Origin of the sequence: Rhizobium sp. CFBP 13644 (assembly GCF_014842165.1) — a bacterium.
Taxonomy (GTDB): domain Bacteria; phylum Pseudomonadota; class Alphaproteobacteria; order Rhizobiales; family Rhizobiaceae; genus Agrobacterium; species Agrobacterium tumefaciens_C.
In genome coordinates this window covers 781625-795250 of record NZ_JACYVF010000002.1, presented here as the reverse complement: position 1 = coordinate 795250, position 13626 = coordinate 781625, and the positions used below count along the sequence as shown (strand labels likewise).

General features: G+C 56.4%; 16 protein-coding genes and 2 tRNA genes. 7 read left to right on the top strand and 11 right to left on the bottom strand.

The annotated features are described in order from the left end of the window. Positions 1-2: 2 nt before the first annotated feature. The 4 genes from IFT53_RS08935 to pcsA form a co-directional block, all read right to left on the bottom strand. Positions 3-923: an ABC transporter permease gene (locus IFT53_RS08935; RefSeq protein WP_192063987.1), complete on the bottom strand. Its 921-nt coding sequence runs from the start codon at positions 921-923 to the stop codon at positions 3-5. Next, a complete protein-coding gene (locus IFT53_RS08930) occupies positions 923-2011 on the bottom strand; it encodes an ABC transporter permease (RefSeq protein ID WP_192063988.1) in 1089 nt (362 codons plus the stop codon). Before IFT53_RS08930 ends, IFT53_RS08935 begins: the two co-directional genes overlap by 1 nt. Beyond that, the gene (locus tag IFT53_RS08925; protein WP_192063989.1) at positions 2001-3557 is read right to left on the bottom strand and encodes an ATP-binding cassette domain-containing protein; all 1557 of its coding nucleotides are present in this window, start codon (positions 3555-3557) and stop codon (positions 2001-2003) included. Before IFT53_RS08925 ends, IFT53_RS08930 begins: the two co-directional genes overlap by 11 nt. 180 nt (positions 3558-3737) lie before the next feature. Next, positions 3738-4463, bottom strand: coding sequence for a phosphatidylcholine synthase (gene pcsA, locus IFT53_RS08920; RefSeq protein ID WP_042619029.1), 726 nt, complete (start codon positions 4461-4463; stop codon positions 3738-3740). A 210-nt stretch (positions 4464-4673) separates the two neighbouring features. On the opposite strand from pcsA, the gene IFT53_RS08915 reads away from it, so the two are divergent. Continuing rightward, on the top strand, positions 4674-5888 hold the full coding sequence (locus IFT53_RS08915; protein WP_192063990.1) for a UbiH/UbiF family hydroxylase: 1215 nt from the start codon (positions 4674-4676) through the stop codon (positions 5886-5888). On the opposite strand, the gene IFT53_RS08910 is transcribed toward IFT53_RS08915, so the two are convergent. Both IFT53_RS08910 and IFT53_RS08905 read right to left on the bottom strand, forming a co-directional pair. Next, on the bottom strand, positions 5866-6810 hold the full coding sequence (locus IFT53_RS08910; RefSeq protein WP_192063991.1) for an AEC family transporter: 945 nt from the start codon (positions 6808-6810) through the stop codon (positions 5866-5868). The two genes, IFT53_RS08915 and IFT53_RS08910, sit on opposite strands and share 23 nt — an antisense overlap. A 35-nt stretch (positions 6811-6845) precedes the next feature. Beyond that, entirely contained in the window at positions 6846-7592 is a 747-nt protein-coding gene (locus IFT53_RS08905) for a cytochrome c biogenesis CcdA family protein (RefSeq protein ID WP_192063992.1), read from the bottom strand. Between the two features lie 269 nt (positions 7593-7861). Here IFT53_RS08905 and IFT53_RS08900 point away from each other — a divergent pair. Then, a tRNA-Lys gene (locus IFT53_RS08900) sits at positions 7862-7937 on the top strand. Between the two features lie 190 nt (positions 7938-8127). After that, positions 8128-8373 carry a hypothetical protein gene (locus IFT53_RS08895; RefSeq protein WP_192063993.1) on the top strand — a complete coding sequence of 82 codons (246 nt, stop codon included), beginning with the start codon at positions 8128-8130 and terminating at the stop codon, positions 8371-8373. Positions 8374-8494: 121 nt separating this feature from the next. On the opposite strand, the gene IFT53_RS08890 is transcribed toward IFT53_RS08895, so the two are convergent. After that, positions 8495-9832: a D-Ala-D-Ala carboxypeptidase family metallohydrolase gene (locus IFT53_RS08890; RefSeq protein WP_244656245.1), complete on the bottom strand. Its 1338-nt coding sequence runs from the start codon at positions 9830-9832 to the stop codon at positions 8495-8497. Between the two features lie 56 nt (positions 9833-9888). Next, entirely contained in the window at positions 9889-10329 is a 441-nt protein-coding gene (gene gloA / locus IFT53_RS08885) for a lactoylglutathione lyase (RefSeq protein WP_192063994.1), read from the bottom strand. 187 nt (positions 10330-10516) lie between these two features. Between gloA and IFT53_RS08880 the strand changes: the two genes are divergently transcribed. Both IFT53_RS08880 and IFT53_RS08875 read left to right on the top strand, forming a co-directional pair. Then, positions 10517-11095: a cold-shock protein gene (locus IFT53_RS08880; protein WP_192063995.1), complete on the top strand. Its 579-nt coding sequence runs from the start codon at positions 10517-10519 to the stop codon at positions 11093-11095. A 35-nt stretch (positions 11096-11130) separates the two neighbouring features. Beyond that, the gene (locus IFT53_RS08875) at positions 11131-11580 is read left to right on the top strand and encodes a DUF192 domain-containing protein (RefSeq protein ID WP_446737667.1); all 450 of its coding nucleotides are present in this window, start codon (positions 11131-11133) and stop codon (positions 11578-11580) included. Between the two features lie 44 nt (positions 11581-11624). On the opposite strand, the gene IFT53_RS08870 is transcribed toward IFT53_RS08875, so the two are convergent. Beyond that, complete coding sequence (locus tag IFT53_RS08870; RefSeq protein WP_042619021.1) at positions 11625-11873, bottom strand: BON domain-containing protein; 249 nt, start codon at positions 11871-11873, stop codon at positions 11625-11627. A 186-nt stretch (positions 11874-12059) separates the two neighbouring features. Between IFT53_RS08870 and IFT53_RS08865 the strand changes: the two genes are divergently transcribed. Both IFT53_RS08865 and IFT53_RS08860 read left to right on the top strand, forming a co-directional pair. Continuing rightward, positions 12060-12329 carry a DUF982 domain-containing protein gene (locus IFT53_RS08865; RefSeq protein WP_192063997.1) on the top strand — a complete coding sequence of 90 codons (270 nt, stop codon included), beginning with the start codon at positions 12060-12062 and terminating at the stop codon, positions 12327-12329. Between the two features lie 170 nt (positions 12330-12499). Next, the gene (locus IFT53_RS08860) at positions 12500-12892 is read left to right on the top strand and encodes a hypothetical protein (RefSeq protein ID WP_192063998.1); all 393 of its coding nucleotides are present in this window, start codon (positions 12500-12502) and stop codon (positions 12890-12892) included. Between the two features lie 268 nt (positions 12893-13160). On the opposite strand, the gene IFT53_RS08855 is transcribed toward IFT53_RS08860, so the two are convergent. Next, positions 13161-13237 (bottom strand) — tRNA-Arg (locus IFT53_RS08855). A gap of 14 nt (positions 13238-13251) precedes the next feature. Further along, positions 13252-13557 carry an ETC complex I subunit gene (locus tag IFT53_RS08850; protein ID WP_192063999.1) on the bottom strand — a complete coding sequence of 102 codons (306 nt, stop codon included), beginning with the start codon at positions 13555-13557 and terminating at the stop codon, positions 13252-13254. Between the last annotated feature and the right edge of the window lie 69 nt (positions 13558-13626).

The following is a 13626-nucleotide window of genomic DNA, read 5'->3' as shown; positions in this document are numbered from 1 at the left end:
TGTTATCGATCCGGCACGAAGGATTTGCCCAGCGAAGCCGGCGTGTTGATGAGCGTTGTGCGGCGATTATGGGAGATGATGATGAGGACCACAATCGTCGCAATATAAGGCATTGCCGAAAGAAGCTGGGATGGCACCCCGATGCCGAAAGCCTGCGCGTGCAACTGGCCGATGGTGACAGCGCCGAACAGGTAACCGCCCGCCAGCACGCGCAGCGGCCGCCAGGATGCAAAGACAACCAGCGCCAGCGCAATCCAGCCGCGCCCGGCAGACATGTTTTCCACCCATTGCGGCGTATAGACCAGCGACAGTTGCGCACCAGCAAGGCCTGCACATGCGCCGCCGAACATGACGGCGAGATAACGCGTGCGGATGACGTTGATGCCCAGCGCATGGGCCGAGCCATGATTATCGCCAATGGCGCGCAGCTTCAGACCAGTGCGGCTTTTGAAAAGGAACCAGCCAATGCCAACAACGAGCGCAATCGACATGTAGAAAATCAGATCCTGCCGGAACAGCGCCGGTCCAATGACCGGGATATCGGAGAGAACCGGAAAGACGATCTGTGGCAGCTTCACGCCCGGAAGGCCGACGAAGCTTTCTCCCAGCATGCCGGAAACGCCAAGCCCGAGGATTGTCAAGGCAAGGCCCGTCGCAACCTGATTGGTGACCAGCGTCAGCGTCAAAAAACCGAACAGCAAGGAGAAGGCAGCACCCGACACGATGCCAGCGACGATGCCAAGATAGGGATTGCCGCTCATATGCGCCACGGCGAAGGCGCAGACCGCGCCAATGATCATCATGCCCTCGACACCAAGGTTGAGAACGCCAGCGCGCTCCGTCACCAACTCGCCAAGGGCCGCAATCACCAAAGGGGTGGCAGCCGTGATGACCGTCAGAAGGATGGCCTGAAACATATCCATCATGCAGCTCCTTCAGCGCCGGTGCCGCGACCGAAGCTGACGCGGATTTTGTAGATGATGAGTGTATCGCATGACAGCACGAAGAACAGCATCAGCCCCTGAAACACGCGAGTGACCTTATCGGAAATACCGATGGAAAGCTGCGCGGCTTCGCCACCGAGATAGGTCAGCGCCAGCACGAAACCGGAGGCGATGATGCCAAGCGGATTGAGCCGCCCTAGAAATGCAACGATGATGGCCGTGAAACCGTAACCGGGAGAAATGGACGGCTGCAAATGGCCGATGGAGCCGGAGACTTCGGAAATTCCCGCCAATCCCGCCAATCCACCCGATACCAGCAGCGAGAACCAAACCATGCCGCGTGAGGAAAACCCGGCAAAGCGCCCTGCCCGTGGTGATTGGCCCAGCACCGTGACCTGAAATCCCTTGAGCATGAAGCGCATCATGAACCACAGCGCGACGGCGGCGATGATGGCAAAGACAATGCCCCAATGCGCCCGGCCCGATTCCAGAATTTCCGGCAGCACGGCGCTTTCATTGAAAGGCGTGCTCTGCGGAAAATTATAACCCGCAGGGTCGCGCCACATGCCGCGCACCAGCCAATCGAGAAACAGTTGCGCCACATAGACCAGCATGAGGCTGGTCAGGATTTCGTTGGTGTTGAAGCGTGTTTTCAGCAATGCGGGAATACCGGCATAAAGCGCGCCGCCCACGGCACCCATGACCAGCATCAGCGGCAGGATCATGGGCGACTGCCATTGCGGGTAAAGCACCGGCAGGATAGAGCCGGTAATCGCGCCGATGGTGAACTGCCCCTCCGCACCGATATTCCATGTGTTGGAGCGGTAACAGACCGACAGGCCCACCGCGATGAGAATGAGGGGTGCGGCCTTGATCGCCAGCTCATGCAACGACCAGACTTCCAGCAGCGGATCGATAAAGAAGCTGTAGAGCGCATCGACCGGATTTTTGCCCAGCAGCGCAAACATGATCGCGCCTGATATCAATGTCAGCGCAAGCGCCAGCAGCGGGGATAGAACGGCAAAAACATTCGAGACGCCGGTGCGTTTTTCAAGCTCAATGCGCATGGGCAGAGGCCTCCGTGGGTTCGCCATGGATGCCGCCCATCAACAGGCCGATTTTCTCTCGTGTCATGCTGTTGGCCGGATAGGCTTGCGACAAGCGACCATCGGAAATGACCGCGATGCTGGAGGCAACTTCAAATATCTCATCCAGATCCTGACTGATAACGATGACTGCACCGCCAGCCTTGGCGAGATCCACCAGCGCCTGACGGATTCTACGGGCGGCACCGGCATCAACACCCCATGTCGGCTGGTTGACGACGAGGATGGAGGGCTGCCGGTCAAGCTCCCGCCCGACGATGAATTTTTGCAGATTGCCGCCGGAAAGCGATCCAGCAAGCGGATCATCACCACTTTTGCGCACATCCATGGCATCTGAAATCCGCTTGGCGGCGTTCTTCACCGTCGCGTTGCGGATGACATTCAGAAAGCCCCCGGCAAGGAACGCCTTGGCGTCGGAGCGATAGCGGGCAAGGAGGAGATTTTCAGACAGCGTCATGGCAGGCACAGCTGCATGGCCATGGCGCTCTTCAGGCACGAAACCGGCACCGAGCAGGCGGCGGCCATTGATGCCCATACGCCCGACAGGCTTGCCGCGCAGAACAATCGTTTTGTCCTGTTCTACAGGATATTCGCCGGAAAGGGCGTCAAACAATTCGCCCTGCCCGTTACCGGCTACACCGGCAATGGCCAGAACCTCGCCGGAACGAACCTGCATGGAAATGTTCTTGAGAGACACGGCGAAAGGCGTGCGCGCCGGAACGGAAAGCGCGCTGATTTCCACGCTCATATCACCAATGGTGCATTCGTCATCGCGCTGAATACCCGCGACATCCGAACCCACCATCATGCGCGCCAGCGATGCTGTCGTTTCAGCCCGCGGGTCACATGACCCCGTCACCGCGCCATGGCGCAGAACGGTTGCGCGGTCGCAGATGCGTTGAACCTCTTCCAGGCGGTGGCTGATATAAAGGACGGATCGCCCTTCGGCCTTGAGTTTCGCCAGTGTTTCGAACAGCCGGTCCGCTTCCTGCGGCGTCAAAACCGAGGTGGGCTCGTCTAGAATAATGAGTTTCGGGTTCTGCAACAGCGCCCTCACAATCTCGATGCGCTGGCGCTCGCCCACCGAGAGATCTGCCACATGCGCATAAGGATCGAGCGGCAAGCCGTAGGCCTTGGACAGCGCCTCTGCTTCGCGTGCGATTTCCTTGAGGGAAATCTTGGGGTCGAGTGAAAGAGCGATATTCTCGGCAACCGTCAGGGCTTCGAACAGCGAAAAATGCTGGAAGACCATGCCGATGCCAAGCTTGCGCGCTTCGCTGGGCGAGCCAATGCGAACCGCCTCACCGTTCCAGATGATCTCGCCCGCCGATGGCGCCAGCACACCGAACAGCATTTTGACCAGCGTGGATTTGCCAGCGCCATTCTCGCCCAGAAGCGCGTGAATTTCACCGGGTGCAATATCCAGATCGATCGCATTGCAAGCGCCGAATGTTCCAAACAGCTTGGTCAGCTGGCGAACGGATAGAAGCAGAGCCTCAGACGTCACCGATCCCGTCACCTGTTCCCCTTTTCCAATCCGCCGCCGCACTTTCTTCGAAGTGTTGAACGAGCGGATCGATCATCATGCACGAAAATTGGGCACTGCCCGTTATCGATACTAAATACCGGTTTTATTGCCGTGCACAACTCAAAATGACGAATAGGCTAAGGTTTTGAACGACTGAATTTAACGCGCGCCGAGCGAGGGGAAAACTTGCATGACTGCGCCGATGCAATAGAGGTAGATGCCAGTGATCACCACACCTGCCACCACCCAGTCCGGCGTGGCGAAATGCGACAGAAGCGAGTAGCCGCCCAGCGCGCACCAGACAAAAAACACAGCCAGATTAAACGGCCGCAGACGCTTGACCCGCACAGGATGCAGGAAGTTGATGTTGAGGAATGTGAGAATGACCGAGATCGTGACGACAATCATGGCGGTTGTCGCACTGGCATCGATCACGAACAGGGTGAACACCACCATGTTCCAGACCACGGGAAAGCCCGAGAAGAAGTATTCGTCGGTCTTCATGCCCATATCGGCATAATAAATCGCACTGGAAACCACGATCATGCCTGCTGCCACGAAGGACCATGGCTCACCGATCATCCCGCTCTGATAAAGAGCAAAAGCTGGTAACAGCACGTAGGTCACATAGTCGATGATGTTATCGAGCGTATCGCCAGACCAGTTTGGCAGCACTTCCTTGACCCGGACCTTGCGGGCGATAGGTCCATCGATACCATCGACGGCAAGGGCTAGACCAAGCCACCAGAACATATCGACGAAACGATGCTCTGCTGCGGCCACAACACCCAGAAATGCAAGGAATGAACCGGATGCAGTGAGAATGTGAACCGAAAACGCCCGCATCTCTGCATAGGGGACGCGCTTATATTTGAATATCTTCATATCAGCGCAGTGGCCTCGTTTCCGTTCGCTTTGTCAAGTCGGGTATGCGACCATTCATCGCTGTTTGCAACCATTCCCCAATTCTAATCCGGGGACTAAAGTTCTTTTTCCATGGGTAGCATGACATCGATGCCATGTCAGTCTTCTGGATTTGGCCATGTAAACTCACTATGTTGAAGTTAGTTGCGCGCGCTGAATTGGAGCGGAAAAATGAAGAACGTCGAGATCGCCGTTGTTGGGGCAGGCCTTGCAGGACAGATCACCGCGCTTGCAATTGCGCGCGCAGGCCGCAGCGTAGCTTTGATTGCGCCGAAAACCGACAAGGTGGACAAGCGCACCACAGCGTTGATGGATCAATCCATCCGCTTCCTGAACCGTCTTGGCCTCTGGTCACAGATAGAGCCGTCAGCCGCCAAATTATCTACCATGCAAATCATCGATGGCACGGATCGGCTTTTGCGCGCGCCTACCGTTGCCTTTCGCTCGTCCGAAATCGGACTTTCCGCCTTTGGGTGGAATATGTCCAATGAGACGCTCAATCACGCGCTCGGTGAGGCGATTTCCAAAGAGAGCAACATCGAGCTTATCGACGCCTCTGCGCAAGACATCGAGATTGACGAAACAGAAGCCAGGATCACGCTTCAGGATGGCGAGCAGATTGCGGCCAGCTTCCTGATCGGCGCAGACGGACGGCAATCGAAAGTGCGTGAATGTGCGGGCATACGTGCGCGATCCTGGACGTACCCGCAAACAGCCGTGGTTCTCAACTTTTCTCACACGCGCCCGCACGGCAATGTCTCAACCGAATTTCACACGCCGACCGGACCATTCACGCAGGTCCCGCTGATGGGTGACCGCTCAAGCCTCGTCTGGGTCGTTACCCCGGAACAGGCGCGGGACCTCTCAGCGCTTTCATTAGAGGATATCAGCCGCCGCGTGGAAGAGCGCATGCACTCCATGCTCGGCACTGTGACGGTGGAAGACAATGTCCAGACATGGCCGCTATCCAGCATGACCGCCAGCCGCTTTGGCAAAGGCCGGGTGGCGCTGGTTGGCGAGGCAGGCCACGGCTTTCCGCCCATCGGCGCACAGGGCCTGAACCTCAGCCTGCGGGATATTATCGTGCTGACAGACCTTTTGGGCACGCTGACAGGCGGGCCAATTCCTGCCGATGCCGGTTCAACCTTCGATCGCCGCCGCCGTGGCGATGTCGTCAGCCGTACTTTGAGCGTCGATTTGCTCAACCGCTCGCTGCTTTCAAGCTTCCTGCCCATGCAGGTGGCGCGCGCAGCAGGTCTTCACATCCTGTCCAATGTCGGCCCGCTGCGCGGTCTTGTCATGCGGGAAGGCATTGAACCCGGACGCGGATTGAAGGCCCTGCCCTCGCTTCTGGCCAGCAGCTTCAAACGCTCGCGGAGCGGATGAAAAACAGCACCAGCGTTACGGTGAAAACAGACAGTACCGTTGATATCAGGATGGTAGCGGAGGTCCGCTCCTGCCAGACCTGATATTGCTGGCCGATGACAAAGACATTGGTTGCCGTCGGCAACGCCGCCAACAGAACAGCCGTCGATACCCACACCGGATCGAATGACCCAAACGATGAGAGAATGACGTAAGCCAGCAAGGGGTGGAGCAGCAGCTTGGCTGGCACGATATAGCTAATCTCCACAGGAACACGCTTCAAGGGACGGAGCGCAAGCGTGACGCCCATGGCAAACAGCGCGCAGGGTGCCGCCGATTGCGCGAGATAATCCACCAGTTGCTGTACAGGCTGCGGCGGATGCCAGCCGATGAAGGCGGCAATAAAGCCAACGATGACGGAGAGGATGAAGGGATGCGTCAGCACCTTTTTTGCGACGTCTGCGGCAAGCTTCAAGGGTGAGCGCTTGTCTCCACCCGCAACCGCCATGAGCGCCGGTGCCGTGATGAAGTGCATGGCATTTTCCAGACACACAATCAGCGCCACAGGCACCGCCGCCCGGTCTCCAAAGGCCAACAAAGCCAAACCGGGGCCCATATAGCCAATATTGCCATAGCTTCCCGCAAAGCTCTGAATGGTGGATTCAGACAGGCTGTTGCGCCTGATGACGTAGCCAATCACAAACAGCAGCGCGAACACGCTATAGGTCGCAAGAAGGCTCAGACCGACGAAATCCATGCGCGCCAGTTGATCGATCGGTGTCTTTGCAACGAGCTTGAAAAACAGCGCAGGCAAAGCCGCGTAGATAATGAAGGTGTTGAGCCAGCCAAGCGCCTCGGCTGGCTGTTTCGTTATGCGTCCGGCCAGATACCCGATGAAGATCAGTCCGAAAAACGGAAACAGCAGTCCGGCGATATCAGCCATGGCAACCCCTCGCCGTCTATAATGCCCGAAAGGGTCTAGCCGATTTGCATCAGGATTGGAAAGCTCTCCTGAAACCAGATCGCCACATCGGTAATGAAGCCCGACATGAAGGCAATGCCCGTGAGGACGAGAAGCACGCCCATGGCCTTTTCAACAATGCCGAGGTGACGGCGGAAGCGGGCCAGAAAGCGCATGAAAGTGCCGGAAAAGGCTGCGGCAATCCAGAAAGGAATGGCCAGACCAGCCGAATAGACGGCGAGCAGCATCGCGCCCTCACCCACAGTCTCCCGCGAAGCGGCGACGCCGAGGATCGCGCCCAGCACCGGGCCGATGCAGGGGGTCCAGCCAAACGCAAAGGCAAGCCCCATAATATAGGCACCGGACAGCGTGGCCGGTTTGCCGCCGCTCTGGAACCGCGCTTCACGAGAGAAAACGCCGATTCGGAACACGCCAAGGAAGTTAAGGCCCATCAGAATGATGATGAAACCGCCGATCTTGGCGAGAATATCGAGGTTCTGCCTCAACACCATGCCGATGCTGGACGCCCCCGCACCCAGTGCGACGAAGACGGTGGCGAACCCCAGTGTGAAGAACAGGGCTGCCAAAAGCACGGCTTTGCGCACCTGCGGCTTGGCCTCATAGCGCTCATCGCGGAATTGCTCGACCGAAATGCCCGCCATGTAGCACAGATAGGGCGGCACCAATGGCAGCACACAGGGTGATAAAAATGAGAGAGCACCGGCAAGAAGCGCTGTCAAAAGGGAGATATCGGCAATGAACAAGGAAGAACTCCAACAGATCTGGAGCTGCTTGTAACGCCGCCAACCCCTTACGACCAATCACCTTTTTGCGCCCGTGACAAAAAAACGCGGGAAGTCGAATGATTTGTGTTTTTATGGGTTGACCGCAGACCCGCCTCTACCTATGTTCCGCCCACTTCCGAGGGGCGCTTCGCCGCCACCGGGGAGCGCAATTCCGCTTTCGAAGCGATTGAACTTTAACACATTGTTCGTGTTGATATGTCATTGAAATGCGTAAGACCAAATGGTGAGAGAGGCTAGCTCAGCTGGTAGAGCAGCGCACTTTTAATGCGCGGGTCGTGGGTTCGAGTCCCACGCCTCTCACCACTTTTCCAAAACCCAGTTTTCTCCGAAACAAAAATCCGAGCTTTGATTGCTGGCCTATGTTGATTCGGCGGGCGACAGTTTTGTCGGCGAATATACCCTCCAATTGCAACCAATCACGCTGATACCACATTGTTATGTGGTCATCCGGCATGCCGATTAGCGGCACATTGGTGATTTGGAGGAAAAATTCATGAACAATCGTACTTTGACCATTGTCATCGCAGGTATCGTCGTAGTTCTGGCGCTCGCTTTCTTTATGATGGGATCAAACACACCGGCTACCGCGCCCGCAACGCCGCCAGCAGCGACAACATCGCAGCCAAGCACTCAGGCTCCTGCACCGGCCACCCCTGCCCCAGCGACACCGGATACCGCGCCATCCACACCGGCACCAGCACCTGCAACACCGGCTCCAGCAACACCAACAGCACCATAATGCTGCTTGATGCCTGGGTTTAGCTGAGGCTACCCGGCAACATAGCGTTAAAACTCAACGCCCCGCCACACAGTGTCGGGGCGTTGAGCGTTTAAAGGGTTTTTCGAGAGTAAATTAGGATCTACAGGCTGCTCTGCGTGCGGCGGCAGCGCCAGTTCCAGTCACGTGGCTCTCCAAGATCCATGTGGACGGATTCGGTGTGGCAGTAGGTGCCGACACCACCCCGATCTGGAATAGAGCGCAGATAATTGGCCAGTTCCCATCTCGAAACGCCGTTCACCTGAATATCCGCAGCATCACATGTATAATGCTTGGAGCCCTGCGTCGTTGACTTTGCTGGCCTGTAACCTGAGGTCACCATGGCGGGCCGACCGAAATGCGCCTCAACCTCTTTGATTCTTCGGATCATTTCCGGCTTGAAACAGCCGACGTTCACATCCTGCGTCTGCAGCAGCAAACCGTTCGGCGCAACGCGGCTGAGGCCTGAAAGCGAGGCAAGCTTCATCAGGCCCGCGGGCTTGTTATCGTCACCAGCATGCGTGTCATCAAATTCATCCGTCATCGACGTGCGCCCGGCCAGCCCCATGCCTTGCCTTGCCGTTCCCGATAGGGGCAGAGCGGCGACTTGAGTGCCGCCTGCGGCACCCGAACCGCGCTTCTTAGGCAAACCCGCCAAGAAAGCTGCGGCAGGGACACCTGTCTGTTCACCCGGGACAGTTCCCTTCGGCGACCCGCCAAGTGCTGCTAGAGCCTGTGTGGGCTCGGCGGCGTTCATTGGTACCGTTGTAGCTGAGTGCTGCTGGCCCGATGACGCGGGCGCGGCAGGCATGGGCTGCACTGCCGCAGGCGCAGAATAAACGCTGTTCAAAGCCGGTGAGACCTTCGGCAGCGGTGCATAGGCCGGAATACTTGTTGGCGCTGCGGCAGGCTGCGCTGTCGCCGCTGAAGCGCCAGCGGCTGTGTTCACCATTCCTGGCGCCGAGTTGGCATAGATGCTGAGAGAGCTGGCGGAAATGCCGGTTGGCTGGGTGGAAAGACCCGAAATTTGCGGAGCCTGCCCGTAAACAGGGTCGGCGACCTGCGCCTGCTGCGCCATGACGGGCTGATTCGATTGGACTGGGGAAGCGGACCTCGATGTCGCAGATACCATCGCCGAATCAACGTAGCCGCCCACAGCCCCTTGCGCCGCAGCAGTGCCCTGCGCAGTGGCCTGACCGGCAGCCAGCGGCGAGTTTGCAGCCGGTGTCGGTGTCGCAGACGCGTCTTTCTGTTCAGGAACCGCAGAGACACAGCCAGACAGCGCCAGAATAAAAACGGCGGCAAGACAGCTTTGAGCCAGAGAGACCGGCTTGCGGTTGATGATTTTCAAGGCAAAGCCTCCGCAGATGCGTTTCAACGTGACCGACCCACTGTCGCAGCACATCCGGGATGAGCGGGCACGCCGTACGATGACGAGCATGCCCTGCCCCGGAAACGCAAGCGTGATGTTTGCGATGTCCTTAAAAAGGAATCACATCACCAGGCGCCGGTATTCTCCATTGATATCCATGGCTCTGCTGGTGCAAGGCTTGCGCCTTTCTGCAATATTTCAATCGAGATACCGTCCGGCGAGCGCACAAACGCCATATGACCATCGCGCGGTGGGCGGTTTATCGTAACGCCACTGGCCTGAAGCTTGGCACAGGTCTCATAGATATCATCCACCTCATAGGCGAGATGGCCGAAATTGCGCCCGCCCGTGTAGTCCTCAGCATCCCAGTTGTAAGTCAGCTCCAGGCATGGAGCTTTAGTATCCCGCGCGGCGGCAACGTCTTCAGGTGCGGCGAGAAACACGAGTGTAAAGCGCCCCTTCTCGTTCTCGATTCGGCGGACTTCTTCCAGACCGAAGACAGAACCATAAAAATTAAGGGATTTTTCGAGGTCTTTTACCCGAACCATTGTGTGCAGATAGCGCATGTACTTCTCCTTCACATTTTAAACTTGCCGTAACGGCAGGTAAGTCAGCCCTGAGCAAGCCCAGAGACATAAAAGCAGGTGGATAAATCAAAAACTAGGGCTTGCGCGACACGGTTACCAAGATGTTAATCTATCCTTAGGGAATCAGTAACCGGTAGTGGTAAGTGCGTAGAGGGGCTGGGTGGAAATGGCTGACAGGATATCGACGAAAAATGTAATCGATTTCGAAGACCTCTCGAGCGAGGCGGTAGACCTGGTCGAGATCACCGGCGTTGTCAAATGGTTCGATGTTGCCAAGGGGTTCGGCTTCATCGTGCCGGATAACGGCATGCAGGATGTTCTTCTACACGTTTCCTGCCTGAGACGCGATGGATATCAGAAAATTCTCGAGGGAACACGCATTGTTGCCCTCATTCAGCGCAGAGACCGCGGCTACCAGACATTCCGCATTCTCTCGATGGATCAATCGACAGCCGTACACCCTTCACAGCTTCCCCCAGTTCGTACTCATGTGCAGATAACAGCCTCAAGCGGCCTGGAACGCGCCATCGTCAAGTGGTTCAATCGCACCAAGGGTTTCGGATTTTTGACGCGCGGCGAAGGCACTGAGGACATTTTCGTGCACATGGAAACGCTGCGCCGCTATGGTCTTGCGGAACTTCGTCCCGGCCAGGTCGTTCTCGTTCGCTTCGGTGACGGAGACAAGGGCCTTATGGCCGCAGAAATTCACCCGGATAATCCGGCGCCTGTGGGAATGTCACATTGATATCAAGACTATCTTTTTCGAAATACAAAGTGGGTATCGTAGCGATACTCACTTTTTTCGTTTTGACGACCGCTTCATCGAAAGCTCAGGAGAGATTCTCGAAAGAGCCTCTGACGATCGAGACATCGAGCGGAAAAAAGCTGGAATTTTCGGCTGAACTGGCGACCACTGACGGACAGCGACAGCAGGGTCTCATGTTCCGCAAGAGCATGGCGCCCGCAGATGGAATGCTGTTCGATTTTGGGATTGATCGCGAAGTGACGATGTGGATGCGTAATACGCTGATCCCACTCGACATGGTGTTCATCTCAAAGGATGGGAAGGTCACGCATGTTCACGCGAACGCCGTTCCGCATTCAGAGGATATCATCAGCTCACGCGGCCCGGTGCGCTTCGTGCTTGAGCTAAACGGCGGAACCGCCAGACAGCTTGGAATTGATCGCGGCGATACTGTTCGCAGCAAACAGATTGGGAACATGCGATAAATGCATGCGATGCCGGGCGTCACCGCCCGGCGCATCCGCTTAGCTTAGTAGCAAGGCTCGATGTGGCTCAGGATCCGGCAATTCGAAATCGAAGATGCGAGATTGATCGCAATATCGATTGCTTCGACCGAGTCAGCCGTGCCTTCAAGATAAATCATATCATTATCGGCAGAAGCGGAGATATTGGATTTCTCCAGCCCGGACTCAAATGCCAGCGCGGATGTAATTGCCTGGCAGACACCGGCCATACGTTCGCCGAAAAAGCTTTCCTGCATTCCAGATAGGTTGAACATGATCGGGCCTCCTTCATGTGGGCATATGGTCTATAACGCCCGTGTGGTGATTTCGTTCATCTTCAGTTCATTCATTTTCCATTCATCTTGGAAAAAAGATACCCCTGTCGCGTTCACTTTTTTCGTGAACAGGAACTAATATGTGAGATAGCTGTTCGTGAGAGTATATTAGGGAGGACTACCTAAATGCTCATCCAACGAACAGAACCCTGCCACCATGCGCAGTGGGCAACGCCCGTTAACGTGCACCTGCCCCGCTGTGTCGCACTGGAAATCTACAGCCCCCTCATCGCGCTCGATATGCTGATGTATCGGTGGCCCGACGATCATGGCCCGGAATATGAAGCGGCACGGCGCACATGTCTGGCAGCCATCTCCGGCCAAGGCGAACTCGAAACAGCGCGTGAATCCTTTATGCTTGCCAGCAGCCACGCGCATGTGCTGAACGTGAACTAAGCCAGACCACCGATGTGAACGACGCAGCTGGAAACTTCCCGCCTACCGCGGATTAACATTGCGTGCAGCCTGCCTGAAAACTCAGCCGTTTTCTGGTGCTATCGTCGCGCGTTGACTCGACTCATGATTGAAGTTCTGATTGATAGCTCCCGTTAAATGGGGGGGGGGGTATGAAAAATATAATAGCGGTCGGCTTGATTGCCGTCTCAGCAGCGTTGTGCGCTTCAAAGGCTGAAACAATATCAGCGTCCTACGTGTCTCCGACACTTTACAACAACCGGTCTTGCGCTCAGTTGGCTGATGAGGCTCAAGCGGTATCCAGCCGTGCCGCCATGGCAGCTGGCGTGCAAAATAAGAAGGCTGGGCAAGATGCTGCCCTGACAACCGTCGGTATAGTCCTCTTCTGGCCTGCCCTGTTCTTCAACAGCGGCGATGGAGCCTCTGCCGCTGAAGTCGCCAGATTAAAGGGCGAAATGCAGGCCGTGGAAGATGCCTCCAGAAGAAAAGGCTGCGGCCTGAAGTTCTCGTCTGCCCCCGCAAAGCAGTCTGCGCCGAAAAAATAACAGCAATCGCCATGGGCGCTATCAATCCATGGCGAATCGCATTGCCTGTAGAAACGGCAATTCCATGCTCTGCGATCGGAGCATGGAGGTTCACAATGTCCTGGGAGAATTATCTGAGGCACTGCTGATCGGCAGACCGTCAGCGCGGCAAGTCGACTAAGCTGTAATTTTCAGATGTTAAGAATGCCAATGGAATTGGCAACCGGGTTTTAGCTGACTGAAAACCAGATCAAACTGTGAATGGATTATCTGACCAGGTTTGGAAAGGTGGCGACCCCTGCAGGAATCGAACCTGCGACAACCTGCTTAGAAGGCAGGTGCTCTATCCAGCTGAGCTAAGGGGCCTTTATCTCTATAGTTCAGTGCGTCCAGGGCTGGGTGCGGCTGTACTTGAAATTGTCTGTGTAGGAAACGACCTTGCGGGTTGCCTCCTGGGGTTGGATCACGCGGTACTCGATGCCCTTGCGCTGAGCGTAGGCTTCGGCCTGTTCCTGCGTTTCGAACGAAAGCTTGACCTGCTGCTGCATATCAGACGTAGACGTGTATCCCATGATCGGATCAATTCTGCGCGGAACCTCGGCGTCAAATTCCAACACCCACAGGTTCGTCTTTGCCTTGCCAGATTGCATGGCCGTCTTGGCTGGGCGATAAATTTTTGCAGACATTCCAAACTGCTCCGGTCTTGCGATCAAGCGGTCTACCGCTCTTTCTGGCCACAACGCATCATATCTCGA